At 61.1% G+C, this 26358-nt stretch carries 24 protein-coding genes; 10 read left to right on the top strand and 14 right to left on the bottom strand.

The window, feature by feature from the left end:
• Positions 1–51: 51 nt before the first annotated feature.
• The 4 genes from ACM6IQ_RS00320 to ACM6IQ_RS00305 all read left to right on the top strand — a co-directional run bounded on the left by ACM6IQ_RS00320 (position 52) and on the right by ACM6IQ_RS00305 (position 5621).
• Positions 52–1818, top strand: coding sequence for an ATP-binding protein (locus tag ACM6IQ_RS00320; RefSeq protein ID WP_414877851.1), 1767 nt, complete (start codon positions 52–54; stop codon positions 1816–1818).
• Positions 1812–3146, top strand: a complete 1335-nt coding sequence (locus ACM6IQ_RS00315) for a sigma-54-dependent transcriptional regulator (protein WP_414877850.1) — start codon at positions 1812–1814, stop codon at positions 3144–3146. Before ACM6IQ_RS00320 ends, ACM6IQ_RS00315 begins: the two co-directional genes overlap by 7 nt.
• Positions 3147–3431: 285 nt before the next feature.
• On the top strand, positions 3432–4754 hold the full coding sequence (locus tag ACM6IQ_RS00310) for an MFS transporter (RefSeq protein ID WP_017340516.1): 1323 nt from the start codon (positions 3432–3434) through the stop codon (positions 4752–4754).
• A 237-nt stretch (positions 4755–4991) separates the two neighbouring features.
• Positions 4992–5621 carry a flavin reductase family protein gene (locus ACM6IQ_RS00305; protein ID WP_017340517.1) on the top strand — a complete coding sequence of 210 codons (630 nt, stop codon included), beginning with the start codon at positions 4992–4994 and terminating at the stop codon, positions 5619–5621.
• Here the strand turns inward: ACM6IQ_RS00305 and ACM6IQ_RS00300 are convergent, their stop codons facing one another.
• Positions 5622–5852: a hypothetical protein gene (locus ACM6IQ_RS00300; protein WP_414877849.1), complete on the bottom strand. Its 231-nt coding sequence runs from the start codon at positions 5850–5852 to the stop codon at positions 5622–5624.
• Between the two features lie 41 nt (positions 5853–5893).
• Complete coding sequence (locus ACM6IQ_RS00295; protein WP_414877848.1) at positions 5894–6247, bottom strand: putative quinol monooxygenase; 354 nt, start codon at positions 6245–6247, stop codon at positions 5894–5896.
• A gap of 334 nt (positions 6248–6581) precedes the next feature.
• Here ACM6IQ_RS00295 and ACM6IQ_RS00290 point away from each other — a divergent pair, with 334 nt between their 5' ends.
• The gene (locus tag ACM6IQ_RS00290; protein WP_017340520.1) at positions 6582–7511 is read left to right on the top strand and encodes an AraC family transcriptional regulator; all 930 of its coding nucleotides are present in this window, start codon (positions 6582–6584) and stop codon (positions 7509–7511) included.
• A 151-nt stretch (positions 7512–7662) separates the two neighbouring features.
• On the opposite strand, the gene ACM6IQ_RS00285 is transcribed toward ACM6IQ_RS00290, so the two are convergent.
• From ACM6IQ_RS00285 to ACM6IQ_RS00260, 6 genes are all read right to left on the bottom strand, one after another.
• Positions 7663–8718 (bottom strand): ABC transporter ATP-binding protein, encoded by a 1056-nt coding sequence (locus ACM6IQ_RS00285; RefSeq protein ID WP_017340521.1) that lies wholly within the window; start codon positions 8716–8718, stop codon positions 7663–7665.
• A gap of 17 nt (positions 8719–8735) precedes the next feature.
• On the bottom strand, positions 8736–9584 hold the full coding sequence (locus tag ACM6IQ_RS00280; protein WP_017340522.1) for an ABC transporter permease: 849 nt from the start codon (positions 9582–9584) through the stop codon (positions 8736–8738).
• Entirely contained in the window at positions 9581–10489 is a 909-nt protein-coding gene (locus ACM6IQ_RS00275; RefSeq protein WP_017340523.1) for an ABC transporter permease, read from the bottom strand. Before ACM6IQ_RS00275 ends, ACM6IQ_RS00280 begins: the two co-directional genes overlap by 4 nt.
• Positions 10490–10693: 204 nt before the next feature.
• Complete coding sequence (locus ACM6IQ_RS00270) at positions 10694–11797, bottom strand: extracellular solute-binding protein (RefSeq protein WP_010457579.1); 1104 nt, start codon at positions 11795–11797, stop codon at positions 10694–10696.
• A gap of 217 nt (positions 11798–12014) precedes the next feature.
• Positions 12015–13463, bottom strand: a complete 1449-nt coding sequence (locus ACM6IQ_RS00265) for an aldehyde dehydrogenase family protein (RefSeq protein WP_017340524.1) — start codon at positions 13461–13463, stop codon at positions 12015–12017.
• The gene (locus ACM6IQ_RS00260; RefSeq protein ID WP_414877847.1) at positions 13460–15097 is read right to left on the bottom strand and encodes a 5-guanidino-2-oxopentanoate decarboxylase; all 1638 of its coding nucleotides are present in this window, start codon (positions 15095–15097) and stop codon (positions 13460–13462) included. The genes ACM6IQ_RS00265 and ACM6IQ_RS00260 overlap by 4 nt, the downstream gene beginning before the upstream one ends.
• Positions 15098–15257: 160 nt before the next feature.
• On the opposite strand from ACM6IQ_RS00260, the gene ACM6IQ_RS00255 reads away from it, so the two are divergent.
• Positions 15258–16139, top strand: a complete 882-nt coding sequence (locus ACM6IQ_RS00255; protein ID WP_414877846.1) for a LysR substrate-binding domain-containing protein — start codon at positions 15258–15260, stop codon at positions 16137–16139.
• A 60-nt stretch (positions 16140–16199) separates the two neighbouring features.
• Here the strand turns inward: ACM6IQ_RS00255 and ACM6IQ_RS00250 are convergent, their stop codons facing one another.
• Together ACM6IQ_RS00250 and ACM6IQ_RS00245 are read right to left on the bottom strand one after the other, a co-directional pair.
• Positions 16200–16814, bottom strand: a complete 615-nt coding sequence (locus ACM6IQ_RS00250) for an NAD(P)-dependent oxidoreductase (protein WP_017340527.1) — start codon at positions 16812–16814, stop codon at positions 16200–16202.
• 174 nt (positions 16815–16988) lie between these two features.
• A complete protein-coding gene (locus tag ACM6IQ_RS00245) occupies positions 16989–17873 on the bottom strand; it encodes an MBL fold metallo-hydrolase (RefSeq protein WP_414877845.1) in 885 nt (294 codons plus the stop codon).
• Positions 17874–17987: 114 nt separating this feature from the next.
• Between ACM6IQ_RS00245 and ACM6IQ_RS00240 the strand changes: the two genes are divergently transcribed.
• Positions 17988–18893 carry a LysR family transcriptional regulator gene (locus ACM6IQ_RS00240; protein WP_414877844.1) on the top strand — a complete coding sequence of 302 codons (906 nt, stop codon included), beginning with the start codon at positions 17988–17990 and terminating at the stop codon, positions 18891–18893.
• A gap of 133 nt (positions 18894–19026) precedes the next feature.
• Entirely contained in the window at positions 19027–19203 is a 177-nt protein-coding gene (locus ACM6IQ_RS00235) for a hypothetical protein (RefSeq protein WP_017340530.1), read from the top strand.
• A 9-nt stretch (positions 19204–19212) separates the two neighbouring features.
• Here the strand turns inward: ACM6IQ_RS00235 and ACM6IQ_RS00230 are convergent, their stop codons facing one another.
• On the bottom strand, positions 19213–20109 hold the full coding sequence (locus ACM6IQ_RS00230) for a helix-turn-helix domain-containing protein (RefSeq protein WP_414877843.1): 897 nt from the start codon (positions 20107–20109) through the stop codon (positions 19213–19215).
• 188 nt (positions 20110–20297) lie between these two features.
• Here ACM6IQ_RS00230 and pobA point away from each other — a divergent pair, with 188 nt between their 5' ends.
• Together pobA and ACM6IQ_RS00220 are read left to right on the top strand one after the other, a co-directional pair.
• Entirely contained in the window at positions 20298–21482 is a 1185-nt protein-coding gene (gene pobA, locus ACM6IQ_RS00225) for a 4-hydroxybenzoate 3-monooxygenase (RefSeq protein ID WP_414877909.1), read from the top strand.
• 79 nt (positions 21483–21561) lie between these two features.
• Positions 21562–23079, top strand: coding sequence for an MDR family MFS transporter (locus ACM6IQ_RS00220; protein WP_414877842.1), 1518 nt, complete (start codon positions 21562–21564; stop codon positions 23077–23079).
• Positions 23080–23212: 133 nt separating this feature from the next.
• On the opposite strand, the gene ACM6IQ_RS00215 is transcribed toward ACM6IQ_RS00220, so the two are convergent.
• The 3 genes from ACM6IQ_RS00215 to ACM6IQ_RS00205 form a co-directional block, all read right to left on the bottom strand.
• Entirely contained in the window at positions 23213–24061 is an 849-nt protein-coding gene (locus tag ACM6IQ_RS00215) for a cache domain-containing protein (protein ID WP_017340534.1), read from the bottom strand.
• 260 nt (positions 24062–24321) lie between these two features.
• Entirely contained in the window at positions 24322–25200 is an 879-nt protein-coding gene (locus ACM6IQ_RS00210; RefSeq protein ID WP_414877841.1) for an ATPase, read from the bottom strand.
• Between the two features lie 116 nt (positions 25201–25316).
• Positions 25317–26309, bottom strand: coding sequence for an NAD-dependent epimerase/dehydratase family protein (locus ACM6IQ_RS00205; RefSeq protein WP_017340536.1), 993 nt, complete (start codon positions 26307–26309; stop codon positions 25317–25319).
• Between the last annotated feature and the right edge of the window lie 49 nt (positions 26310–26358).

Raw genomic sequence — 26358 nt, 5'->3', positions numbered from 1 at the left:
ACAGCCCACATGCTATCTTGCGCCTCCTATCGTCAGTCTGACTCGCGCTCCATGATTCCGATTTCCCGAACCCTGCGCCTGACGCTGTACACCTGTCTTATCCTCGCCGGTGCAGCCCTCGCCGCGACCCTGGCCATGCGTCACGCCGAGCGTCAGGCCTTGGTGGAAGACGCGGCCCGCGCCAATCTGCAATTGGGTTTGTACGCCACCTCCCTGCATACCCTGATCGAACGCTACCGCGCCCTGCCCGCCGTGCTGGCGCTGGACCCGGAACTGCGTTCGGCGCTCAAAGGGCCGGTAACGCCCGAACAACAGGATGTGCTGAACCGCAAACTGGAAAAGATCAACGGTGCCGCGCAATCCTCCACCCTGGAACTGCTTGATCACACCGGCCTTGCCGTGGCGGCGAGCAACTGGCGTTTGCCCAGCAGTTATGTCGGCCACAACTACGGTTTTCGTCCCTATTTCAGCCAGACCCGAACCCAGGGCACCGGGCGCTTTTATGCAGTAGGGGTGACCAGCGGGATTCCGGGGTACTTCCTGTCCAGCGCCGTCACGGGTGACGACGGGAAGTTTCTCGGCGCGATGGTGGTGAAACTCGAGTTTCCGGAACTGGAACGCGAATGGCGTCAGGGCAGCGACACGCTGCTGGTCAGCGATGCACGCGGAATCATCTTCATCGCCAATCGGCCGGGCTGGCGCTATCGCCAATTGAAACCGCTGAGCGAGAGCGATCACGCCGAGCTCAAGGCCACCCGCCAATACGACAAGCAACCGCTGACACTGCTGGACTATCAATCGCTGCGCCGCTTCGACGACAACAGTGAGCTGGCGCAGGTCGATGGCCCGGACGGCAAAACGGATTACCTGTGGGAATCCCTGCCGCTGACCACCGAAGGCTGGACCCTGCACCTGCTGCGCCGCCCCCAGGTGGCGTTCGAAGACAGTCGCAACGCCGCACTCGCCGCTGCCGGCCTGTGGCTGACACTGGTGTTTCTCCTGCTCTTCCTCAACCAGCGCTGGCGCCTGGCGAAAATTCGCCAGCGCAGTCGCGAAGAGCTCGAACAACTGGTGGAAGAACGCACCCGCGACCTGCGCACGGCTCAGGACGGCCTGGTGCAATCGGCCAAACTCGCGGCCCTCGGCCAGATGTCTGCCGCCCTGGCCCATGAAATCAACCAGCCACTGACCGCCCAGCGCATGCAACTCGCGACCTTGCGTCTGCTGCTCGATCACGGCCGCATCGACGACGCCTACAAGGCACTGAAACCGGTGGATGACATGCTGACGCGCATGGCCGCCCTCACTGGCCACCTGAAAACCTTCGCCCGCAAAAGCCCCAGCGGCTTGCGCGAACGCCTGGACCTGGCAGCGGTGGTGGATCAGTCGCTCGAGCTGCTCGACACGCGCCTGCGCGATGAACAGGTCAGCACCGTGCTGCACCTGACGCGCCCGGCCTGGGTGCGCGGCGATGCGATTCGTCTGGAACAGGTGCTGATCAACTTGCTGCGCAATGCGCTGGATGCGATGCAGGACAAACCCTGCAAACGCCTGGAAATCCGCCTCGAAGCCGACGAACAACTGTGGCGCCTGAATGTCATCGACAACGGCAGTGGCATCGCCGAGGAAAATCTTGCGAAGGTGTTCGACCCGTTTTTCACCACCAAACCGGTGGGCGATGGCCTGGGCATCGGTCTGGCCGTATCCTTTGCCATTGTTCACGAATCGGGCGGACGCTTGAGCGCCGATAATCACGACAACGGCGCGGTGTTCACACTCACCCTGCCCATCGACCCGGAGGCGCCTGGCGCATGCTGAATTCAGTGATGGTGGTCGACGACGAAAGCAGTATCCGCAGCGCCGTCGAACAATGGCTGAGCCTGTCGGGTTTCGAGGTGCAACTGTTCAGCCGCGCCGAAGAGTGCCTGGCGCAGTTGCCGAAGCATTTCCCCGGCGTGATCCTCAGCGACGTGCGCATGCCCGGCATGACCGGGCTGGAACTGCTGGCCGAAGTGCAGCGCCGTGACGCCGACTTGCCGGTGATTCTGCTGACTGGCCACGGCGATGTGCCAATGGCCGTCGATGCCATGCGCGATGGCGCTTACGATTTCCTCGAAAAACCCTTCAGCCCGGAAACCCTGCTGGGCAGCCTGCGCCGGGCGCTGGACAAGCGCCGGCTGGTGCTGGAAAACCGCGCCTTGCATGAGCAGGCCGACAACCGCGCCAAACTCGACGCGACGCTGCTGGGTGTGTCCCGTGGCTTGCAGACGCTGCGTCGGCAAGTGCTGGACCTGGCGGCGTTGCCGGTCAACGTGTTGATCCGTGGTGAAACCGGCAGCGGCAAGGAGCTGGTTGCCCGGTGCCTGCACGACTTCGGGCCGCGCGCCGGCAAACCGTTTGTCGCGCTCAATTGCGCGGCGATTCCCGAGCAGTTGTTCGAGGCCGAGCTGTTCGGTCACGAGAGCGGCGCTTTCACCGGTGCTCAGGGCAAACGCATCGGCAAGCTCGAATACGCCGATGGCGGCACGCTGTTTCTCGATGAAATCGAAAGCATGCCGCTGGCCCAGCAGGTGAAACTGTTGCGGGTGTTGCAGGAGCAGAAGCTGGAACGGTTGGGTTCCAATCAGAGCATCCGCGTGGACTTGCGGATCATCGCTGCGACCAAACCCGACCTGCTGGATGAGGCGCGGGCCGGGCGGTTTCGCGAGGATCTGGCCTATCGGCTGAACGTCGCCGAATTGCGCTTGCCGCCGCTGCGTGAGCGTCGCGAAGACATTCCGCTGTTGTTCGAGTCGTTTGCGCACAGCGCTGCCGAACGATTGGGCCGCACGTTCCCGCCGTTGAGCGGCCCGCAATTGAGCCATCTGCTGAGCCATGACTGGCCGGGCAATGTGCGTGAACTGGCGAACGTGGCCGAGCGGCAGGTGTTGGGGCTGGTTGAGCCGGAACCGGTCGGGATGGATCCCGGGCAATCGCTGGCGGCGCAAGCGGAAGCGTTCGAAGCACATTGCCTGCGCGCGGCGCTGACCCGACACAAGGGCGATGTAAAGGCAGTGCTTGAAGAGCTGCAACTGCCCCGTCGGACCTTTAATGAAAAGATGCAGCGGCATGGGCTCACGCGGGAGATGTTCCTGCAAGACAGCTGATTTTTTGTTGCCTGATCCGGCCTCATCGCGAGCAGGATCGCTCCCACATTTGAACTGTGTACACCGGCCCCTTGTGGGAGCGAGCCTGCTCGCCATGAGGCCGGCATCCCAGGGCCATAAGCGATTATCCGCTCACCCCCAATTCCCAATAAGCGGATTTCCGCTCACTCAAACCTCAACACCCCTCTAAACCGGCCCTCATTCCGTTGGCACAGCTCCTGCTATAGCCCACGCAGGCTGCGTTTCAACGCGCTCCACAAAAACAATTAAACGAAGGATCCTTCAATGGATAACTCCAACGCCCTGCCCCTTGGGTCGGCTGCCGTGCCGGCCAAAGAAAGAACCACCGCCAGTCGCATCAAATCGATTTTCAGCGGCTCGGTCGGCAACATGGTCGAGTGGTACGACTGGTACGTCTACGCCGCCTTCTCGCTGTACTTCGCCAAAGCCTTCTTCCCCAAAGGCGACACCACCGCGCAACTGCTCAACACCGCTGCGATCTTCGCCGTGGGCTTCCTGATGCGCCCGATCGGTGGCTGGCTGATGGGTCTCTATGCCGACAAGGCCGGGCGCAAGAAAGCGCTGATGGCTTCGGTGTACTTGATGTGCTTCGGCTCACTTCTGATCGCCCTGAGCCCGGGGTATGAAACCATCGGCATCGGCGCGCCGATCCTGCTGATTTTCGCGCGTCTGCTGCAAGGCCTGTCGGTCGGCGGCGAGTACGGCACTTCGGCCACCTACCTCAGCGAGATGGCGACCAAGGACCGTCGCGGTTTCTTCTCCAGCTTCCAGTACGTGACCCTGATCTCCGGCCAGCTCATCGCGCTGGGCGTGCTGATCGTGCTGCAAAACTTCCTGACCACCGAAGAGCTGTATGCCTGGGGCTGGCGCATCCCGTTCGCTATCGGCGCACTGTGTGCCGTGGTCGCGCTGTACCTGCGTCGTGGCATGGAAGAGACCGAGTCGTTCACCAAGGTCAAGAAAGAGAAAAAAGAAAGCGCCATGCGCACGCTGATGCGCCATCCAAAGGAACTGATGACCGTGGTCGGCCTGACCATGGGCGGCACCCTGGCGTTCTACACCTACACCACGTACATGCAGAAATACCTGGTGAACACCGTCGGCATGAGCATCTCCGACTCCACCACCATTTCCGCTGCCACGCTGTTCCTGTTCATGTGCCTGCAACCGATCATCGGCGGGCTGTCGGATAAAGTCGGTCGTCGGCCGATCCTGATTGCCTTCGGCATCCTCGGCACGCTGTTCACCGTGCCGATCCTGACCACCCTGCACACCATCCAGAGCTGGTGGGGCGCGTTCTTCCTGATCATGGCGGCGCTGATCATCGTCAGCGGCTACACCTCGATCAACGCGGTGGTGAAAGCCGAGCTGTTCCCGACCGAAATCCGCGCACTGGGCGTTGGCTTGCCGTATGCGCTGACCGTGTCGATCTTCGGCGGCACCGCTGAATACATCGCGCTGTGGTTCAAGAGCATCGGCATGGAAACCGGTTACTACTGGTATGTCACCGCGTGCATCGCCGTGTCGTTGCTGGTGTACATCACCATGAAAGACACCCGCAAGCATTCGCGAATCGAGACGGACTGAGTTCGTTAGCGCCACAAAAACAGGGGCAGACCTTAACGGGTCTGCCCCTTTTCTTTGCCCGACACAAAACCCTGTGGGAGCGAGCCTGCTCGCGATAGCGGCGTATCAGCAACACATTGGCTGACTGACACACCGCTATCGCGAGCAGGCTCGCTCCCATATTTGAATCTCATCGCTGGAAATTATCCGTTCGTCCTTGCACCATGACTGCCTCCCGATCCTCCCGGAATATATGCCATGCCCGACGACATCCACTACTACGAACCCGCCAACGGCCACGGCTTGCCCCATGACCCGTTCAACGCCATCGTCGGCCCGCGCCCCATTGGCTGGATTTCTTCCCAGGATGCCGACGGCCGCCTGAACCTGGCGCCGTACAGCTTCTTCAACGCCTTCAATTACATTCCGCCGATCATCGGGTTCTCCAGCGTCGGGCGCAAAGACAGCCTGAACAATATCGAGCAGACCGGCGAGTTCGCCTGGAACCTGGCGACCCGGCCACTGGCCGAACAGATGAACCAGAGCTGCGCGATGGTCGGGCCGGAGGTCAACGAGTTCGAGTTGTCCGGGCTGACGCCTGTGGCGTCGAAAGTCATTCAGGTGCCACGGGTTGCCGAAAGCCCGGTGTCCTTCGAGTGCAAGGTCACGCAGATCATTCAGTTGCAGCGGGCCGACGGCAACGTAGTGCCGAGCTGGCTGATTCTCGGCGAAGTGGTGGCCGTGCACATTGCCAAATGGCTGCTGAAGGACGGCGTGTACGACACCGCCGCGGCAGAACCGATTCTGCGCGGTGGCGGACCCGCGGATTATTTCCAGCTGGGGCCTGAGGCCTTGTTCAAGATGTTCCGCCCGGGGGCGGTCAAGTAGTTACCAGATCAGCTCGCCGTGTTCGCCGACGCCCTTGAGGTGCGTCAGTTGCAGGGCGGCAGCCTCGTCCGCTTCTCTGGCGGTCTTGAAGGTTTGCTCTTCCAGCAATTTGTTGAAGCGCGGTGCAGCCGAGCCACCGATGGCTTTGGTGGCAATCGCCGCGTAGTAACCGCCTTCGCGGGGCACTACAGCGGATACGGCTTCGAAGGTGTCAAAGGCTTTGCGTGCCATGTCGCGGATCCTGGCTGATGGAAAGTCGAGCCATTAAACCCTCAACCCGCCATTTTGTGTACCCAGGACTGGGTCTGACCCAGCGCCTGGACAGCCGAGACCTCTTTGAAGGTATGAAAATCGAGACTGTTGACCACCAGTTCCTGCACCAGCTCGGCGAAAATCTCCATCGCCGGCGTGCTGAAATAAGCGGTCATGGCTTGCTGATGGGTCCAGAAACCGGACACCAGCCACAACTCCGGATCGCATTGCGAATGCTGCAGGGTAAAGCTCAGGCATCCGGGCGCGGTGCGCGATGGTTCGATCAAGGCGCTGAGGCGCGCACCGAGCTCCGCCGAACGCCCGGCGCGGGCGCGGACAAAGGCCATATGACTGACGGGGATCTGCGTAGACATGTTCAACCCTCCCAGGTACTCGAGTGGCAGCCGTGGGACGGGCTGCGACAGGATCCAAGGTTAAGCGCCCGCACGCTGCCCTGTTAGTCGATTCCTGCCGGCTTGTTGCACAATCCTGCGAAGCTGCCTTCAGCACCTGTAACAATGTGTAAAACCTGTCACGGCGCTGAAACACGAGGTTCGAGCAAGTTTTCCCTGTGCTAAACCGGCAGAACCACCCGCCTCTGCAACCTCGTGCAGAATCAGGCAAGCTTTTGGCAGGATGTGTCTACCGCTGCGCCTTGCACAAATTTAAGCTCAGCTCATTCCCACTGCTTCGCCGAGGATGCCCTGCATGTCGTCGCTCGATCACTTTCAAGCCCCGCTGGACGCCGACATGGAGAAACAGCGCGCGGAACTGGCGGCCATCATCCGTCGTAACACCACGGAGGATGGCAATTATGAGACCGCCGTCGGTTCGCTGTTTCTGGGCAAACACAGCAAGTCCCATGACTTCGCCCCGGTGCTGGCGCAACCGGCGTTGTGCATCATGGCGCAGGGGCGCAAAGAGGTCAGGCTGGCGGACGAATTCTTCAATTACGATCCGCTGAATTACCTGGTGGTGTCGGTTTCCATGCCCCTGAGCGGGCGGATCGTGAACGTCACGTCTGATGAACCGATCCTCTCGGTACGGCTGGACATCGACCCGGCGGAAATCACCGCGCTGATTGCCGACGCCGGCCCGCTCGGCGTACCAACCCGTCCGACCGGGCGTGGCCTGTATGTCGAACGGATCGACACGGCGATGCTCGACGCGGTGCTGCGCCTGGCGCGATTGCTGGACACACCGAAAGACATCGCCATGCTCGCGCCGCTGATTCGTCGGGAGATTCTCTATCGGTTGTTGCGCAGTCAGCAGGGCTATCGGTTGTATGAAATTGCCATCGCCAACAGTCAGAGCCATCGCATCAGCCAGGCGATCAAATGGCTCAATGGCAATTATGAGCAGCCGCTGCGCATCGATGATTTGGCCAGGGAGGTGAATTTGAGCGTGTCGACGCTGCATCACCGGTTCAAGGCCATGACGGCCATGAGTCCGTTGCAGTATCAGAAGCAGTTGCGGTTGCAGGAAGCGCGGCGGTTGATGCTGGCGGAAGGATTGGAAGCGTCGGCGGCGGGGTATCGCGTCGGGTATGAAAGCCCGTCACAGTTCAGCCGGGAGTACAGCCGGTTGTTCGGGGCGCCGCCGTTGCGGGATTTGGCGCGGTTGCGGTTGACGGTCTGATTCAGCCTTGAGGGGGTAACGGATGGCCCCATCGCTGGCTGGCCAGCTCCCACAGGGATTGTGGGTGATCACAAAATCGTGTGAACACCGATAAACCTGTGGGAGCTGGCCTGCCAGCGATGGGGCCAGTAAGGCCGACATCAAATCCGGATCAGGCACCCAGTACGCGGCAAGCCTCAGCCGGCAAGGTCACCGACACCGGGTTGCCAATGCTCAGCCCAAACCCCTGGCACGGCGTGCTCAACGCCGTAAACGACACGCCCGAACACTCAACGGTCGTCTCGATGGTCGCGCCGATATCACGCACGAACGTCACCTTGCCCAGCAACCGATTCCCCGCCGTCGCCTGCGGGTGCGACAGCTGCAGGTCTTCAGGGCGGATCAGCATTTTCACTTTCTCACCGACCACGATACTGCTGCAGATCGGCACTTCCAGTGCATCACCGCCGGGCAAGCCCACCTTGCCGTTACCCAGCGCCGTGGCCGGAAAGATGTTGCCCGAGCCGATGAAGTCCGCGACGAATTCGTTGGCCGGATGACGATAAATTTCGATCGGCGTGCCGACCTGCTGCACACGATGCTCACCCAGCACCACGACGATGTCGGCCATGGTCATGGCTTCACGCTGATCGTGGGTCACCATGATGGTAGTGATGTTCAGGCGCTGTTGCAGTTGACGGATTTCCACCTGCATCGACTCGCGCAGCTTGGCGTCCAGCGCCGACAGCGGTTCATCCAGCAGAAGGATTTTCGGGTGGTTGGCAATCGCCCGGGCGATCGCCACGCGCTGGCGCTGGCCGCCCGAGAGTTTCGCCACCGGGCGATCAATCATTTCCTTTAACTGAATCAGTTCCAGCAATTCCACCACCCGCGCCTGCTGGTCAGCCTTGCTGACCCCGCGCAGTTTCAGCGGATAAGCGATGTTCTCCCCCACGGTCATGTGCGGGAACAGCGCCAACGATTGAAACACCATGCCGAAATTGCGCTGATGCGCCGGTGTGTGGCCGATGTCTTCACCGTCCAGGCGAATCTCGCCGCCGGTCAGGGTTTCGAGCCCGGCGATCATCCGCAGCAGCGTGGTTTTGCCGCAACCCGAAGGGCCGAGGAAACACACCAGTTTGCCTTCCGGCAAATGCAGGTTCACATCCTTTACCGCACAGGCCGAGCCGTAATGTTTCTCGACGTTTTCCAGAATCAGACCAGACATATGAATCACCTCAAGAATCAGAACGAAACGCCACCTTCACCGACCAGCTTCTCCAGCGCCCAGATCAGGACGAAGTCGATCAGCACGATCAGCACGGCAAACGAAAATACGGTGGGGTCGAGCGACGACACAGTGCGGCTGTACATCCAGATCGGCACGGTCATCACGTCGATGGTGTAGAGAAAATAGGTCACGGTGAATTCGTTGAACGAGACGATGAACGCCAGCAGCATCCCCGCCAGAATCCCCGACTTCATCAGCGGCACCACCACATCAATGATCGCTCGCGTTGGCGAAGCACCGAGCATTTGCGCGGCTTCTTCGACTTCGCTGCCGATGGAAAGCATCGCCGCGGTGCAGTTTTTCACCACGAACGGCAACGCCAGGATCACGTGGGCAATCACCAGTCGCGAGGTGGTCATCTGGAACGGCAGGCTGTCGAACACCAGCAACAACGCCAGGCCCAACACCACCATCGGAAACACCAGTGGCAGCGACATCAATTGCAGCGCCACGGCTTTGCCACGGAACTCGCAACGGGTCAGCGCATAAGCCGCCGGCACCGCGATGATTGTGGCGAAGACCATGGTCAGGCACGCGACCATCAGGCTGGTGGTCATGGCTTTGCCGAGGCTCAGCACATCGCTGGAATCCGGCGAAACGAAGGTGTGCCAGGCGGCCTTGTACCATTGCAGGCTGTAGCTGCTCGGCGGGAAGTCGAGGTTCGACGCACCGCTGAACGACATGACGATCATGGTCAGGATCGGCAGCACCGCCAGCAGCAGGATGAAACCCGAGAGGATGCCGGCGAACTTGCCGGTATCCCCCGGCAACAGTGAATGACGCTTCTTGATCACAGCGCTCATTGCGAAGCCTCCAGCATGCGGCGACGACGGCCGGTGATGTATTCGGAGAAGGTCATGATCGCGAGCGTGGTGACAATCAGCACCACACCGGCGGCGGACGCAGCGGGCCAGTTCATCAGCGGGGCGATCTGGTCATGCACCATCACCGCCAGCATCGGCACGCGCCGGCCGCCGAGCAGCAAAGGCACCACGAAACTGCTGGCGTTGTAGGCGAATACCAACGTCGCACCGGTGATGATCCCCGGAAAACTCATCGGCAACACCACCTGACGGAACACCTGCAAACGACTGGCGCCCAGCGTGGCGGCGGCCTCTTCGTAGGTACGGGCGACGCCGCGCATGGCGCTGGCGATCGGCAACACGGCCAGCGGGAACGCGGTTTGCACCAGGCCCATCAGCACGCCGTTCTGGTTGTACAGCAGCATGATCGGTCGCTTGATCAGGCCCAGGCCCATCAGTGCCTGATTGAGCATCCCGCCCGGGCCGAGAATCACCAGCCAGCCGTAGCTTTGCAGCAGCAGGTTGACCAGCAATGGCAAGAGCACGGCGGCGAGGAAGATCCGGCGCACGAACGGTGAGGTCAGGCGCGACATGGTGTAGGCCACCGGGATCGCCAGCACGACGGCGATCACTGCGCTGATCAGCGCCAGACGCAAGGTCAGCAGCAGGGATTTCAGGTAGTACGGTTCCAGCAACTGGGCGTAGCTGGCCAGGCTGAACCCGGTCCATTCCGCGCCTTTGGTGCCCACGCTCATGCGCAGCACCAGCAGGCTGGCGGCAATCAGCACGCCCAGAAACAGCATCGACGGCGAGAGGAAAAACCAGGCGCGAGTCGTCGGCGAAACACCCCGATGGGCGCGCGCCGGAGCGGTAACGACCGGATGAGTCAGAGGTTGGTGTTCCATAGCAAGGGTCTCGTCAATGGAAAGCAGCAAGACTGAGATAAGGCAAAAACCTGTGGCGAGGGAGCTTGCTCCCGCTGGGTCGCGAAGCGGCCCTGATCATTCACCGCGCCCGTTCAGACAAAACGCGGTGTCAGGTTTCGCGGCTGCTACGCAGCCGAGCGGGAGCAAGCTCCCTCGCCACAATGGATCTTCAGACCTCAAGAATCAGGAAGAAAAGATTTCCGTGTAGCGACGAATCCATTGGTCATGCACGGAGGCCAGGAAGGCGTTGTCGTGCATGATCGCCTTCTCGGCAATCTGCTCTGGCGTGAGGATGTACGGGCTCTTGCGCGCTTCGGCGGAGATGATCGCCTTGGCGTTGACCGGGCCGTTGTAGATATCTTCAGCCATCTTGCCCTGCACCAGCGGGTCCAGAGAGTGGTTGATGAAGGCGTAGGTCAGGTCGGTATCGCCCGGACGATTCTTCGGCATTACCGAGAGCATCAGGTCGGTGTAGAAACCTTCCTTCATGCCGAACGTGGCACCCAGGCCGTAGGCCGGATCGCGGATCTGTTTCGGGAAGAACGCCGGGGCGTACAGGCCACCCATGTCCAGGGAACCGGTGCGGAACAGCTCGGCGATCTGGTTCGGGTTTTCACCCAGGGTCACCACACGGTCTTTCAGCTCGGCGAGTTTCTTGAAGCCTGGCTCGATGTTGTGCTCGTCACCACCGGCCAGTTTGGCGGCGATGATGATCAGGTCCATGGCCTCGGTCCAGTTTGGCGGCGGCAGGAAGATGTTCGGCGACAGCTCCGCGTCCCACAGGGCAGCGTAACTGTCCGGCGCTTCCTTGATGGTGCGGGTGCTGTAGACCAGGCTGTTGCACCAGAGCAGGTAACCGATCCCGTGGCCGTTGGCGCCGGTGCGGTATTTCTCCGGGACGTCGACCAGGTTGGGAATGCGGTTGAGGTCGGGTTTTTCCAGCAGGTTGGCGGCGGCCAGGCCTTCGGCGCCGACGCCAGCCAGGGTGATGATGTCGTACTGCGGACGATCACCCGCGGCCTTGAGTTTGGCGACCATTTCCGAGGTGCTGCCGGTGCGGTCAGCGATGACCTTGCAGCCGTACTTGTCTTCGAAAGTCGCCGCAATGTTGCGCAGCGCAGCCAGGCCGGTGTCATCAGACCAGGTCAGCAAGCGCAGGGTCTTGCCCTGGAAACGGGTGTCGCTGGCATTGGCCTTGACGAAGGGCAAGCTCATGGCCGCCGCTGCAACCGAAGCCACGCCCACGGTTTTGATAAATTGACGTCTGTTCAGATCATGCTCGCCCATTACGGACTCCCTTTGTTTTTGTAGGTATAAGGCAGGTCGAAACTGTTGCATCCGCGCGGCCGGACCAGCGCTATCCCTCGTATTTTCGGGGGTTTGGCTGAACCAGTGAGTTCATCCTGAGGTCGTGCAAAAAAGCTGACTATCGATAAAAACTCATCGAAGCCATGACATCAGTGCATGCCTCTATACGAAGCATGCACTCACCTTTTTCGTGCCGTCAGACGGCGCGAATCACGTGTTTGATTTCCTGGAAAGCCTGCAAGCCCCACGGCCCCAATTCGCGGCCGATGCTGCTCTGCTTGTAGCCGCCCCAGGCGGTCTGCGGGAAGATCACTTGCGGCGCGTTTATCCACACAAGTCCCGCCTGCAAAGCGTTGGCGACCCGATCCGCCGCCTCGGCGTCGCGCGTCACAACGCTGGCGACCAGACCGAACTGGCTGTCGTTGGCCAAGGCAATCGCCTCGGCTTCGGTGGTGAAACTGCGCACACAGATCACCGGGCCGAAAATCTCCTCACACCACAACGCACTGTCGAGGGGCACTTCGGTAAAAATCGTCGGTTGCAAAAAATATCCGCGGGGCAGGTCTGCGGGGCGATTGCCGCCGCAAATCAGCTTGGCGCCGGCACTCAAACCGCGATCGATGTGACCGAGCACGCGCTGGTATTGCGCCTGATTGACCAGCGCGCCCATTTCCACGTTCGGGTCGAACGGGTCGGCAACGCGAATGGCTTCGGCGCGGGCCTTCAGGCGCAGGAGGAATTCGTCGGCCAGTTCATCGGCGACCAGCACGCGGCTGGTGGCCGAGCACATTTGCCCGGCGTTGAAGAAACCACCGCCACAGGCCACTTCCACCGCCAACGCGATGTCGGCGTCCTTGAGCACCAGCAACGAAGATTTGCCACCCAGTTCGAGGCTCACGCCCTTCACGGTTTCGGCAGCGCGTTGCATCACTTGCACGCCGACCGCATTGCTGCCGGTGAAGGAAATCCTGGCAATGCGCGGGTCTGCCGAGAGGGGCGCACCCACTGCCAGGCCGGTGCCGCAGACCACGTTGAACACGCCCTTCGGCAATCCGGCGTCGGCGATGATCGCCGCCAGTTCCAGCTCCGGCAGTGGCGTCACTTCGGACGGTTTAAGCACTACGCAGCAACCGGCGGCCAGGGCCGGGGCGAGTTTCCACGCGGTGGTGACCATCGGGAAATTCCACGGCACGATCAGGCCGACCACACCGCACGGCTCGCGGCGCACACGGGCGCTGAAGTCATCGGTGGGCAACTCGACATTGCTGTCTTGTTTGGCATCGAGGCCTTCGGCCAGACCGGCGTAGTACTCGAACGTCGCGATCACGTCATCGACGTCGATGGCCGCTTCGAACAGCGGTTTGCCGTTGTTGCTCGACTGCAACTGCATCAACTGCTCGCGACCGGCCTGCACGCCGGCGGCAATCTTGCGCAGGATCGCACCACGCTCGGTGCCGGTGGTTTGCGACCAGGCCAAGAAGGCTTCGGTCGCTGCGTTCACGGCGTCATCGACGGCGTTTGCATCGCCGCCGTTCACGGTGGTCAGCAGCGCTTCGGTGGCCGGGTTGATCACGCGCAGATGTTCGCTGCCGGCCGACCATTTACCGTTGATGAACAAGCCATCCAGGGTGGTTGGAAAACTCATTTCGACACCGCCTTCATCCACTGGGTCTGATCGATTTCGATCAGGGTCGGGCCTTGGCGATCGGTAGCGCAGCGCAGTGCATTGCGCAATTGATCGACACCGTTGACCGCTTCAGCCGCGCAGCCCAGCGCCTTGGCGACGCCGATGAAGTCCGGGGTGTAGATGTCCACGCCAACCGGTTCGATGGCGCGGTTGACCATGTATTTCTTGATCTCTTCGTAGCCCTGGTTATTCCACAGCAGGACGATCACCGGCGTGCGCGCTTCAACGGCGCTGGCCAGTTCCGGCAGAGTGAATTGCAGACCGCCATCACCGATCAGACACACCACCGGAGGACGTGCGCCACTTTCAACGCTGCCGCCGAGCCAGGCGCCAATCGCCGCCGGCAAGGCGTAACCGAGGGTGCCGTAGCCGGTGGACGAGTTGAACCAGCGGCGCGGGCGTTCCGGGTTGAAGGTCAGGTTGCCGGTGTACACCGGTTGGGTCGAATCGCCGACGAACACGGCGTCCGGCAATTCGTGCAGGACGGTTTCGAGGAAGCGGGTCTGGGCCAGGGTCGGGGCATCCCAGGTGGCGGCGAGGTCTTCACGCAGACGTGCGGCGCGGACCTGGCCCCAATCGTTGCGGCGCTCGGCCAGCGACTTGTGGGACAGCGCGCTCAACAAGGCTTGGGCAGCGTTGCGCGAATCGGCCACCAGGGCGACTGTCGGCGGGTAGTTGCGCACGGTCTGGTCAGGGTCGATGTCCACGCGCAACAGCGCACCGGGAATCTCGAAACCGCCGGCGAAGGTGACGTCGTAGTCGGTTTCCGCCAGTTCGGTGCCAATCGCCAGCACCACGTCGGCCTCGGCCACCAGGGCGCGGGTCGCGACCAGGCTTTGGGTCGAGCCGATCAGCAGCGGATGGCTGGATTCGAGCATGCCTTTGGCGTTGATGGTCAGGGCCACCGGCGCGTCGAGCAGTTCGGCCAGCTCCGTCAGTTCCGCGGCAGCATCGATGGCGCCGCCACCGGCAAGAATCAGCGGGCGCCTGGCGCCGGCGAGCAGGTCGGTCATGCGGCTGATCGCGCTTGGCGAAGCACCGGCGCGGTCGATGTTAACCGGCCGGCTGGCGAGCAGGTCATCGGCCTCTTCGACCAGCACGTCCAGCGGAATTTCGATGTGCACAGGACGCGGGCGACCGGCCTGGAACAGGGCAAAGGCGCGGGCCAATACGCCCGGCAATTCGGACGCCGACATCAGGGTGTGGGAGAACGCTGCCACGCCACCGACCAATGCGCCCTGGTTCGGCAGCTCATGGAGCTTGCCGCGACCGCCGCCCAACTGGTTGCGGGTCTGCACGCTGGAGATCACCAGCATCGGAATCGAGTCGGCGTAGGCCTGGCCCATGGCGGTGGTGATGTTGGTCATGCCAGGGCCGGTGATGATGAAGCACACACCCGGTTTGCCGCTGGTGCGTGCATAGCCGTCGGCCATGAAACCGGCGCCCTGTTCGTGACGCGGAGTGACGTGGTTGATGCTCGAACGGGCCAGCCCGCGATAAAGCTCCACGGTGTGAACCCCGGGAATGCCGAACACCTGCTCAACCCCGTAGTCTTCGAGTAACTTGACCAATACTTCGCCGCACGTCGCCATGTCTTTTGCCCTTTTTGTTCGTTTGAGACGCCGGGCCTGCGCAGTGTTTATGATGAATGGGCAGGTCCAGGGATGGCCTCATTGGAACGGGCGACACGTAGCCGTAACAATGGATAAAAAGTCATACTAGCCATGTCCTCACGTCATACCTTGGATCCCAATGAAACGATTGCCTCCCCTGCCGGCGCTGCACACTTTTCTGATCACCGCGCAGTGCTGCAACTTCACCCGAGCGGCCGAACAGCTGTTCATCACCCAGGGCGCGGTGAGTCGGCAGATCGCCGGGCTGGAAGAACATCTGGGTTATGAGCTGTTCATTCGCCAGGCCCGCGGCCTGGATTTGACGGCTGAAGGGCGGGAGTGGCTGCCACGGGTGCAGCAGATTTTCGGCTTGATCGACGAGGCAGTCGAACAGATCGGCGAGAAGCGCGAAACCCTGCAACTCAAGGCGCCGACCTGCGTGATGCGCTGGTTGTTGCCGCGTCTGTTGCAGTGGCAACGGGAGCGTCCGGACGTGCCCGTGGAATTGACCACCACGGTGAAGCACGGTGTGGATTTCCATCGCGAACAGTTCGATGCGGCGGTGATGTATGGCGCGCCACCGGACCGTGCGTTGACGTCTTATCTGCTGTTCGATGAGCAACTGACGCCGGTGTGTTCACGGCCGATGCTGGACGGGCCGACGGCGTTGCAGACACCGGCAGATCTGCAACAACACTTGTTGCTGCACCCGACACGGGATGAGCGCGACTGGAATGCCTGGTTGAAAGCGGCGGATCTGCAATTGAGCAACGTCAGCAAAGGCCAGCATTTCGAGACCCTGGACCTGGCGATGTCGATGGCGTCCCAAGGGACCGGTGTGGCGATCGGCGATTGGTCGTTGATCGGCGACGACCTGAGTGCCGGGCGGCTGGTCATGCCGTTTGAATTGAAGGTGAAGACGGGGTTGGCGTATTACCTGGTGTTCCCGGAGAAACCGGCACCTTCACCGCAGTTGCGCGAGTTGATGGGGTGGTTGGTAGCGCAGGCTCAGGCCCGCTGAGCGGACAAACTCCGTAGGAGCTGCCGAAGGCTGCTCCTACGGATGGGCGGTGTTTCTGGATCAGTAGCCGACTGTAAACCGCTGACGGGAATGCTTCGGCGCTTCCACTTCATCGATCATCGCAATCGCATAGTCGGCGAAGGTAATCCAGCTGCGCCCTGCACCGCTCACCAGCAAATCGTCCTTGCCAATCCGGAACGTACCGGTGCGCTCACCTTCGACAAACTCCGCCGACGGCGACACAAAGGTCCAGTCCAGTTCGTTTTCCTGACGCAGGTTCTCCAGGAATTGAGCACCGGCACTGGCCTCGGTTTTGTACGCTTCAGGGAAACCTTTGCTGTCGATCACGCGAGTACCGTCCGGCAGCAACAGCGAACCCGCACCACCGACCACCAACAGACGTTTCACCCCGGCCTGTTTCACCGGCCCGATGACGGCGCGGGCTGGAAGGGTCGCAAAGTGCGCGGCGCTGATCACCACGTCATGACCTGCGACCGCCGCTTGCAACGCTTCGGCATCGAGGGCATCAACTTTCTTGCTGACGACTCCGGCACGCTGACCGATCTTCGACGTATCGCGGGCAATGGCCGTGACGCTATGGCCTCGGCGCAGGGCTTCTTCCAACAGCTGGCTGCCGGCACGGCCGGTGGCACCGATGATTGCGATGTTGCTCATGATGTTCTCCAGTTGGCTTGGGTGATCTTTGCAAATTTGAATGGTAGAAGGGCTTTTGTGGCGAGGGGATTTATCCCCGTTCGGCTGCAAAGCAGTCGTCAAAGCTTGGGACTGCTGCGCAGTCCAACGGGGATAAATCCCCTCGCCACAGGTGTGCGTGTTCATCACATAAATTCACTCACCCCACTTCATCTCGCCCTTGGCGACCTTGGCACTCAGCTCCAGCGAGCTTTCTTCGCCGAGGGTCGGGAAGCGTTTTTTCATCGCAGCAATCAACGCCGCAGCGTCTTTGGCCTTGGCGGTTTCTTCGTCGAAGGCCTTGATGTAGTCCGCAGTGAATTGCACAGCGGCCAGGGAGCGCGCGCTCTTGCCGAGGTAATGACCCGGCACGAGAGTATTCGGTTTCAGGGTTTCAATGCTGTGCAGCGTAGCCAGCCAGTCGGTGTGGGATTGCGCGGTTTGGGTGTCGGCCATCCACACGTGAATGTTTTCCGCGACCACCACGCCCCCGACCACCGCCTTGATCGACGGGATCCACACAAAGGTGCGATCCGGTTGCTTGCCCTCCAGCCCCACCACCTGCAACTTCTGCCCTTCGAGTATCAGGCTGTCGCCCTCAAGCACGCCCGGCACGATGGTTCTGGCCGGTACATCGGCGCCCATTTTCGGGCCCCAGAACGCCAGTTTGCCGTCGACGGTTTTCTTGATGTGATCCACTGTCGCTTGCGAAGCGAGCACCTTGGCGTGGGGGAACGCAGCGGTCAGGGTGTCGAGGCCGAAGTAGTAATCCGGGTCACCGTGGCTGATGTAAATGGTGGTCAGTTGCTTGCCACTGGCGCGGATTTTTTCAACCACTTGCTCGGCCTGGGATTTGCCGAATTGCGCGTCCACCAGGATCGCGTCTTTCTCGCCACTGACCAGAACCGAGGTCACCGGGAAGATCGCCTTGTCGCCCGGGTTGTACACATCCAGTGTCAACGTCGATGCCGCCGCGTGAGCCGCGAAGCCAAGGGCGGCCGTGGCCAGCAAAATACGCTTGATGGAAGTGAAACCGATCATCTGTTGCTCCGTTGTCCGAGTGCCGTGCTTGGCGATGGAACAGAGCTTAGTTGCACGACTCAGTACAAAAAATGCGATGCTGGAACATAGTTTGTTTCTGAAATCGGGCAAATCATGGATCGTCTACAAGCAATGCGGGTGTTCGTCACGGTGGTCGACCTCGGTAGCCAGTCGGCCGCCGCCGATCATCTGGAGCTCTCACGGCCGGTGGTTTCGCGGTATCTGGCAGAACTGGAAGACTGGGTCGGCGCGCGCCTGATGCACCGCACCACACGCAAGTTGAGCCTGACCGCCGCCGGCAGTGAAATACTGCCGCGCTGTCGGCAGATGCTCGACCTGTCCACGGACATGCAAGCGGCCGTCAGCGAACCGGACGATGCGCCGCGTGGCCTGCTGCGAGTCAGCGTCAGCACCTCGTTCGGCCAGGCGCAATTGGCCGATGCGATGGCCGCCTACGTCAAGCGTTACCCCGGCGTCAGCATCGACCTGCAGATGCTCGACCGCACGGTGAACCTGGTGGACGAGCGCATCGACCTGGCGATTCGCACCAGCAATGACCTGGACCCGAACCTCATTGCGCGGCGGCTGACGGTCTGCCGCTCGGTGATCTGCGCCGCTCCCGCTTACCTGGACGAGCACCCGACGCCAATACGGGTGGAAGACCTGAGCCTGCACAACTGCCTGACGCACTCCTATTTCGGTAAAAGCCTGTGGCATTTCGAACAGGATGGAGAACAGGTCTCGGTACCGGTGCAGGGCAACATCAGCGCCAATGAAGCCAGTACGTTGCTGCGCGCGACGATGGCCGGCGCCGGGGTGGCGATGTTGCCGACTTATCAGGCCGGTGTGCATATCCATCGTGGTGAACTGATCCGCCTGCTGCCCCAGGCCGAACCACGCCGGATGAACATCTACGCGGTGTACGCCTCTCGCAAACACATGCCGGCGGCACTGCGCAGCGTGCTGGATTTTCTGGTGCTCAGATTCCCCGAAGACCCAGCCTGGGATATCGGACTTTAAGAGGCCCGCTCCCACGGGGAACATCAGTGTTCTGAATGTCGGCCTACATGCGCAGAACGCGTGACTGGCAACTCACTGCCGCTGACCTATGCTGAAATAAGTACCGAAGGGTATTCGTTCAGAGGTCAACGCCATGAACATCAAAACAAGAAGATACCTCGCGATTTTCATCACCTGCGCGGCCACGCTGGCGCTGTATGGCACGGCGGCCTGGCGCGTCGAGCAGTTGCGACAACTGCCCCGTGAATACGCGAGCTGTAACTTCGAGCGTTGCATCCCCCACAACGCGACCCTCAACGCCCTTCGATAACGAAGCGGATCAGGCCTCGTTGTCCTGATCGGCCTTCAAGCGGTCGCGAAAAGCCTTGGGCGAGATCCCCACCCGGCGCCGGAACAGGCGCGTGAAGTTGGTCGGATCGGAAAACCCCAACACGTCGGACATTTCGTAAATGGTCATGCTGGTGTAGGTCAGCAAACGCTTGGCCTCCAGCAATTGCCGCTCGTGCATGATCTGCAACGCCGGTTGTCCTGCCAACTCACGGCAGGTGCCGTTGAGGTGCGACACGGAAATTCCCAGCCGATGCGCCAGGTCCTCTACCTTGACGTGTTGGCGATACGTCTCTTCCACCAGCTGGATGAACCCGTTGAGGTATTCCCGCGCACGCTGTGGACGCTGAGTGGCCGAGCGACGCTGAAGCGCCTGACGGCTGACCCACACCATGATCACGCTGACCAGCGAATGCATGAGCATTTCCCGGGCCGGTTGATGGCCGGTGTACTCGTTCTGCAATGCAGAAAACAGACTGTTGAGGTACTCACCGTCATTGCCGGCCGGATAACTTTCGGCCTGGGCCAGGGCATTCACCGAGTTGCCCAGTTGCGCCTGGAGATGAGCGACCAGCGGCGCGGCCAGGGTCACGACAAACCCTTCGACATCCTCGGAAAAACGATAACCGTGCACCGATAACGGCGGCAGAACGAGGATCGCCGGTTCGCTCAACTGCGTGCGTTTGCCTTCGATTTCAAGCTCTGCCTGACCTTTGAACACGAAGAGCAACTGGCACAGATCGGCGTGGCGATGGGGTTTGATTTCCCACTGATGTTCGCGGCTGCGTTTGGAGATGGTTTCGCAGTGCAACAAGTCCGGGGTCGGCCATTCCAGGCTTTCACCATAGAGCTTGAACACCGGTATCGAAGGCAGGTCAGGCTTGTTCATAACTTCAATCCAGGCCTCGGAAGGTGGTGGGCGATAATCGCACCGATTGGCAGAATGTACAGCTATCGGCTCAGTTTTCACCTTCAATTGACAGACCCGCAAGTGAAAAATGCAAGCACTCGATCCATAAAAATAATTCACCGACTCTGGTCGCGTGGAGCTTGCGAGTCATAAAAACAATGAAAACGCTGAAAACCCAAATCGCCATCATCGGTGCCGGCCCGTCCGGATTGCTGCTCGGCCAATTGCTGCACAACGCCGGTATCGACACCCTCATCCTCGAACGCCAGACCCCGGACTATGTGCTCGGGCGAATCCGCGCCGGTGTTCTCGAACAAGGCATGGCAGAGCTGCTGCGTCAGGCCGGCGTCGGCCAGCGCATGGACGCCGAAGGGCTGGTTCACGGCGGCTTCGAACTGGCCCTCGACGGGCGTCGGGTGCACATTGATCTGCAGGCCCTGACCGGGGGAAAAACCGTGATGATCTACGGGCAGACCGAGGTCACCCGTGACTTGATGGCCGCTCGTCGGGAGGCCGGCGCGCAGACGATTTACGAAGCCGGCAACGTCGTACCCCACGGCATGAAAACCGATGAAGCCTTCGTGACGTTCGAAAAGGATGGCGAAACCTGGCGGCTCGATTGCGACTACATCGCCGGTTGCGACGGCTTCCATGGCGTGGCGCGGCAATCGATTCCCGCCGAGAATTTGAAGGTGTTCGAACGGGTTTATCCATTCGGCTGGCTTGGGATTCTCGCTGACACCCCCCCCGTCCACGATGAGTTGGTCTACGCCCGTCACGAACGCGGCTTTGCCCTGTGCAGCATGCGCTCGGCGACGCGTACCCGGTATTACCTTCAGGTTCCTGCCGACGAACACGTCGAGAATTGGTCCGATCAGCGTTTCTGGGATGAGCTCAAGTCCCGGCTGCCTGCTGCGTTGGCAGAGTCTTTGGTGACCGGGCCGTCCATCGAAAAAAGCATCGCGCCGCTGCGCAGTTTCGTGGTCGAACCGATGCAGTACGGGCGGATGTTTCTGGTCGGCGACGCCGCGCACATCGTGCCGCCCACCGGCGCCAAAGGCCTGAACCTGGCGGCGAGCGACGTCAGTACGTTGTTCAATATTCTGCTGAAGGTTTACCGCGAAGGCCGGGTCGACTTGCTGGAGAAGTACTCTGAGGTTTGCCTGCGCCGGGTCTGGAAAGCCGAGCGGTTTTCCTGGTGGATGACCTCGATGTTGCATCGCTTTGACGATCACGACGGGTTCAGCCAGCGCATCAGTGAGTCGGAGCTGGACTACTTCGTCAGTTCTGAGGCGGGTCGAAAAACCATTGCAGAAAATTACGTCGGACTTCCGTACGAGGCTATCGAATAGCCTCCTATCGACTTACACTGGCGAGCATCCCCGCTCGCCCATGCCTCTTGCGGGACCCTCACTGCCCGCAGGTTCTCCCGTGACCAATCTCAACCAGCCTGACACGCCCAAACCGGCCATTCGCAGCGTGCTGATCGCCCTGATGCTGGCGATTTTTCTCGGCGCACTGGACCAGACCATTGTCGCCGTATCGATGCCGGCCATTTCCGCGCAGTTCAAGGATGTCAGCCTGCTGGCCTGGGTGATTTCCGGCTACATGGTGGCGATGACCGTGGCGGTACCGATCTACGGCAAACTGGGGGACCTGTACGGTCGGCGCACGTTGATGCTGTTCGGCATGGGGCTGTTCACGATGGCTTCGTTGTTCTGCGGCATGGCCCAGAGCATGGAGCAGCTGGTGCTGGCGCGGATTGTTCAGGGCATCGGTGCCGGCGGGATGATTTCGGTCAGCCAGGCAATCATCGGCGATATCGTGCCGCCCCGCGAACGGGGTCGCTATCAAGGTTACTTCAGCAGCATGTACGCGGTGGCCAGCGTGGCCGGTCCGGTGCTCGGCGGTTACATGACCGAATACCTGTCGTGGCGCTGGGTGTTCCTGATTAATCTGCCACTGGGCCTGGGGGCGTGGCTGGTGGCCAATCGCACGCTGGTAGGGCTGCCCGTACCACAGCGCAAACCGATCATCGATTACCTTGGCACGCTGTTAATGATCATCGGCCTGACGGCCTTGTTGCTCGGTATCACCCAGTTCGGCCAGGGGCATTCGTGGCGCAGCGCCGAAGTGTTGGGCTTGCTGGGTTGTGCGGTGGTGGTCCTGGCCTTGTTCGTCCGGCATGAGCGCCGTGCGCAGGAGCCGTTGCTGCCCATGCACCTGTTCGCCAACCGCAATGCGATCCTGTGCTGGTGCACAATTTTCTTTACCAGTTTCCAGGCGATCTCGCTGATCGTGCTGATGCCGTTGCGCTTCCAGAGCGTCACGGGCGCCGGGGCTGACAGTGCCGCGCTGCACCTGTTGCCCTTGGCCATGGGATTGCCGATCGGTGCGTATTTCGCCGGGCGGCGGACCTCGGTGACCGGGCGCTACAAACCGATGATCCTCACCGGTGCGATCCTGATGCCAATGTCGATTCTCGGCATGGCGTTCAGTCCGCCCCAGGCGGTGGTGCTCAGCAGCTTGTTCATGGTGCTCAGCGGTATCGCCTCTGGCATGCAGTTCCCGACCTCACTGGTCGGGACACAGAATTCAGTGGAGCAACGGGACATCGGCGTCGCGACCAGCACCACCAACCTGTTCCGTTCCCTGGGCGGTGCGGTGGGGGTGGCGTTGATGTCGGCGCTGTTGCTGGCGTTGCTGCAAGACTCGAGTTTCGCACACCTGGCTGGCTCGACACTGATTGCCGAGGGCCGTTCGGGGAACGTCTTGCTGGACGGCCTGAACGCAGCGCCGGGGGATGCGCAGAACGCCTTGCGCGCTGAGCTGCTGCTGACCTTCCGGCATTTGCTGATGGTCAGTGCGGCGGTGTCGTTGCTGGGGTTGGCGGCGGCGATTGCCATGCCGAACCGGGTGTTGCGGGGGCGCGAAGACAAGGCTCGATAGATAGACCGAGTCGCCTGCAATCGCGAGCAGGCTCGCTCCCACACTTGATCTCTGTCGCACACAATGCTGTGATCACTGGAGATCTACTGTGGGAGCGAGCCTGCTCGCGATTGCGGTCTGTCAGTCACCACCATCAAGGGCTGTAATACCCGACCGCCACCAGAAAATGCCCGACCTTTTTCAGGTACGCATGCTTGTTCTCGATCTTGCCGGTCACCGGGTTTTTCCACCGATATTCGTATTCGCCATAATCCTGTTCAGCCATCAACCCCAGGATCGGCTCGCCCACCGGCTTGCCTTCAGGGTCCTTGATCTTGCCGAAATCGGTATTGATCAGCCGCAGGTTGGTGCCGTGCGCGACATAGCGCTGGGTGTCCAGGTCGACGACGAACACATACAGGTCATCCTGCAAATAACCACCCTTGAGTGAGTTGATGGCGGTGAGCGTGCCCTTCTCGTCCCTGGCCAGGTCGGTTGCCGCTTTGTTCAGCAGCGCCATCGCCTGCTCCGCCGACGCCCGTGGCAGGTAATAACCCACTGCCAGAATGCGCTGGCCGATCCGTTGGTAGAACACATGCTTGCGTTCGACCTTGCCGTCTGACCAGTTCTGCCAGCGATATTCCGCCTGCTGGATGCCATTGCCCTCCGGCACTTTCAACGCGTCCTTGAAGGCTTTCTGCACATCCGGGCCGAGCACCTCAGACACATCGCGCCCGATCAACGCCGAAGACGGCCCGCCACTGGCGAGCATCACACCTTTGGTATCGACGACGAACACGTAGCGGTCCTTGTCGACAAACTCGCCCTGGCGGCTGAAGGCCGCGAACGCCTTGTCACCGTTGTCGTGGTAGTAGGCCAGGGCTTTTTCCAGCAAGGCGATGGCGGCCTGGCTGTCATCCTTCTCGGTCCCGGCAGCTTGAGCCTGCCCCAGACACAGCAACAGCATCCCGCCCAGCAGGGCCAACCTGTGCAAAAACCCCATTGCGCATTCCTCATTCTTGTCGATGTTTCAAGAGCGTAGACGGCTTGGGGATATGTACGAACATTCAGGGAACGGTGTGAGGGTGGGGAGCTGAGGTTTTGTGGCGAAGGAGCTCGCTCCCGCCGGCCGATCCGCGTCCGGGCGCAGCAGACGCAAATCAGGCACCGCGGATTATCTGAAAATCCGCGGTGGATGGCTTTGGCGCGGCTTCGCCACCCAGCGGGAGTAAGCTCCCTCATCACAAGTATTCGCGTGCAGGGTTATTGCGCTCGGGCACGCAACTGCTGCTGCAAATTCTGGATCTGCGCCTGCAGGGTGTTGATGTTGCGGGTGACAGAAGCACGGAAAGCGTCGAACTCGGCCGTGCTGGACGAGGCAGGCCCGGCGGCCGGGCGGTTGTCCTGTTCGCTTTTGAGCACAATCATGTCTTGTTCCAGACGTTCAATGGCGGCGCTCGGGTTGCCTTGTTTTTTCAGCGCAACGATGTCGGCACCGAGGCTTTTCAGCTGAGCGTCGAATTTGTCAGTTTCCGCCGGCGCGCTTTTCAGGGCGGCCAGTTCACCGCTCAGGGCTTTGACCTGGGCCTGCAATTGCGTGTTGGCGGTCTGGTGCTCGGTGTTCTGGGCGGTGGCTTGCGCCAGGCGCTTGTCCAGATCGGCGGTTTGCGCGGTCATTTGCGCCAGACGCTTGTCCAGGTCGGAAGTCTGGCCGACAACGCCCTGTTGCTGCTTGCTCTGATCCTGGAGTTTGCTTTCCAGCTGCTTGATCTGCAGTTTCAGTGCTTCGCTGTCGCTGGTGACGTTGGTCTGGCTGGCGACGACCTTGCCGGAAATGTCCTGCAAGCGCCCCGCCGCATCCTCACTGATGCGCGCGAAACTTTCCTGGGTCGCCACCAGTTGCTGTTCCATCAGCGAGATCTGCTGGAAGCTCCACCAGGCAAGGCCGGCGAAGGCAAAAAACAAGGCGCCGACCAGTGCCCACAACGGGCCGGTGCTGGCAGACTTGACCTTGACCACCGGCGGGGTGCGCGAATGCACGGCGGTGCGGGCGGAGGGCACAAAATCATCGTCGTCGAGGCTGTCGGCACGCAGGCTCGGTACATCGTCGAAGTCGTCGTTGGCATCGTTACGCATGGACATTGAGTCAACCTTTGTGGAACGCGGTGATGGCTTGATGGGGCGAAGTATAAACCCGTCAGCCGCATCGATTGACCCTTGATTCCCGGACTCGGTTCAGTATCGGGACTGCCTGTGTGTCAGCGAATGTCCTGAGCCTTCCACCAGCCGCAGAATTCATCGAGGGCGGTCCAGAGACTGACCTTCGGATCGTAGTCCAGATAATGCCGCGCGCGGCTGATGTCCAAGGTGAAATTTTTGTTCATCACCTGCATGCCCAGGCGCGACAGGGTTGGCTCGGGACGACCCGGCCAGAGCTTGCACATGCCCTCGTTGAGCGCCGCCACGGTGTAGGCCAGGCCGTAGGAACGGTAGCGGGTCACCTGTGGGACATCCATCTTGCGCATGACGTAATTGACCACGTCCCACAACGGGATCGGCGTTCCGTTGCTGATGTTGTAGGCCTTGCCCAACGCCGATCCGCCGGCCAGCAAACTGCTGAGCAACGCCTCGTTGAGGTTTTGTACGCTGGTGAAATCGACTTTGTTCAAACCGTTGCCGACAATGGCCAGCCGCCCCTTGCGTTGCATCGTCAGCAGACGCGGGAAGATGCTCATGTCGCCCGCACCGGTCACGAAGCGCGGACGCAGGGCCAGGGTTTCGAGGCCGAATTCCTGGGCACCGAAGACCTTCTGCTCGGCCAGGTATTTGGTCGCGGCGTAGGGATGTTTGAAGCGCTTGGGGACCTGCTCTTCGGTCAACCCGAGGTGATCGCGGCCATCGAAGTAGATCGACGGCGAGGACAAGTGCACCAGCCGCCGGACACGCTGTTTCAGGCAGGCTTCGACGATGTTTTCGGTGACCTGCACGTTGCCCAGATGAAAGTCCTGATAACGTCCCCACACGCCTACAGCGCCGGCGCAATGCACCACGGCTTCGACGTCGGAACACAGGTTGCGCGCCAGTTCCGGGTCGCTCAAGTCACCCTGAACGAACTCGGCGCCTCGGCGCACCAGGTGTTCGACGCTTTCGGCCCGGCGACCGTTGACCCGCACGTCCAGGCCCTGCTCCAGGGCGAAACGCGCAAAGCGTCCGCCGATGAAGCCGCTTGCGCCGGTGACCAGAATCTTCATGTAGTGCTCCGAATATTTCGTTTTGCGTAGTGCGTGAGGTCTTGACGCT

It is taken from the genome of Pseudomonas sp. IT-P100 (assembly GCF_949767185.1).
In the GTDB taxonomy this organism is placed as follows: domain Bacteria; phylum Pseudomonadota; class Gammaproteobacteria; order Pseudomonadales; family Pseudomonadaceae; genus Aquipseudomonas; species Aquipseudomonas fluorescens_B.
Note: the sequence above shows the minus strand (reverse complement) of the source record. Positions and strands in the feature narration are given on the sequence as shown.

What these genes read in the sequence shown, in the direction of transcription:
- ACM6IQ_RS00320 (WP_414877851.1), top strand. Translation starts at nt 52, where the DNA reads ATGATTCCGATTTCCCGAACCCTGCGCCTGACGCTGTACACCTGTCTT.
- ACM6IQ_RS00315 (WP_414877850.1), top strand. Translation starts at nt 1,812, where the DNA reads ATGCTGAATTCAGTGATGGTGGTCGACGACGAAAGCAGTATCCGCAGC.
- ACM6IQ_RS00310 (WP_017340516.1), top strand. Translation starts at nt 3,432, where the DNA reads ATGGATAACTCCAACGCCCTGCCCCTTGGGTCGGCTGCCGTGCCGGCC.
- ACM6IQ_RS00305 (WP_017340517.1), top strand. Translation starts at nt 4,992, where the DNA reads ATGCCCGACGACATCCACTACTACGAACCCGCCAACGGCCACGGCTTG.
- ACM6IQ_RS00300 (WP_414877849.1), bottom strand. Translation starts at nt 5,852, where the DNA reads ATGGCACGCAAAGCCTTTGACACCTTCGAAGCCGTATCCGCTGTAGTG.
- ACM6IQ_RS00295 (WP_414877848.1), bottom strand. Translation starts at nt 6,247, where the DNA reads ATGTCTACGCAGATCCCCGTCAGTCATATGGCCTTTGTCCGCGCCCGC.
- ACM6IQ_RS00290 (WP_017340520.1), top strand. Translation starts at nt 6,582, where the DNA reads ATGTCGTCGCTCGATCACTTTCAAGCCCCGCTGGACGCCGACATGGAG.
- ACM6IQ_RS00285 (WP_017340521.1), bottom strand. Translation starts at nt 8,718, where the DNA reads ATGTCTGGTCTGATTCTGGAAAACGTCGAGAAACATTACGGCTCGGCC.
- ACM6IQ_RS00280 (WP_017340522.1), bottom strand. Translation starts at nt 9,584, where the DNA reads ATGAGCGCTGTGATCAAGAAGCGTCATTCACTGTTGCCGGGGGATACC.
- ACM6IQ_RS00275 (WP_017340523.1), bottom strand. Translation starts at nt 10,489, where the DNA reads ATGGAACACCAACCTCTGACTCATCCGGTCGTTACCGCTCCGGCGCGC.
- ACM6IQ_RS00270 (WP_010457579.1), bottom strand. Translation starts at nt 11,797, where the DNA reads ATGGGCGAGCATGATCTGAACAGACGTCAATTTATCAAAACCGTGGGC.
- ACM6IQ_RS00265 (WP_017340524.1), bottom strand. Translation starts at nt 13,463, where the DNA reads ATGAGTTTTCCAACCACCCTGGATGGCTTGTTCATCAACGGTAAATGG.
- ACM6IQ_RS00260 (WP_414877847.1), bottom strand. Translation starts at nt 15,097, where the DNA reads ATGGCGACGTGCGGCGAAGTATTGGTCAAGTTACTCGAAGACTACGGG.
- ACM6IQ_RS00255 (WP_414877846.1), top strand. Translation starts at nt 15,258, where the DNA reads ATGAAACGATTGCCTCCCCTGCCGGCGCTGCACACTTTTCTGATCACC.
- ACM6IQ_RS00250 (WP_017340527.1), bottom strand. Translation starts at nt 16,814, where the DNA reads ATGAGCAACATCGCAATCATCGGTGCCACCGGCCGTGCCGGCAGCCAG.
- ACM6IQ_RS00245 (WP_414877845.1), bottom strand. Translation starts at nt 17,873, where the DNA reads ATGATCGGTTTCACTTCCATCAAGCGTATTTTGCTGGCCACGGCCGCC.
- ACM6IQ_RS00240 (WP_414877844.1), top strand. Translation starts at nt 17,988, where the DNA reads ATGGATCGTCTACAAGCAATGCGGGTGTTCGTCACGGTGGTCGACCTC.
- ACM6IQ_RS00235 (WP_017340530.1), top strand. Translation starts at nt 19,027, where the DNA reads ATGAACATCAAAACAAGAAGATACCTCGCGATTTTCATCACCTGCGCG.
- ACM6IQ_RS00230 (WP_414877843.1), bottom strand. Translation starts at nt 20,109, where the DNA reads ATGAACAAGCCTGACCTGCCTTCGATACCGGTGTTCAAGCTCTATGGT.
- ACM6IQ_RS00215 (WP_017340534.1), bottom strand. Translation starts at nt 24,061, where the DNA reads ATGGGGTTTTTGCACAGGTTGGCCCTGCTGGGCGGGATGCTGTTGCTG.
- ACM6IQ_RS00210 (WP_414877841.1), bottom strand. Translation starts at nt 25,200, where the DNA reads ATGTCCATGCGTAACGATGCCAACGACGACTTCGACGATGTACCGAGC.
- ACM6IQ_RS00205 (WP_017340536.1), bottom strand. Translation starts at nt 26,309, where the DNA reads ATGAAGATTCTGGTCACCGGCGCAAGCGGCTTCATCGGCGGACGCTTT.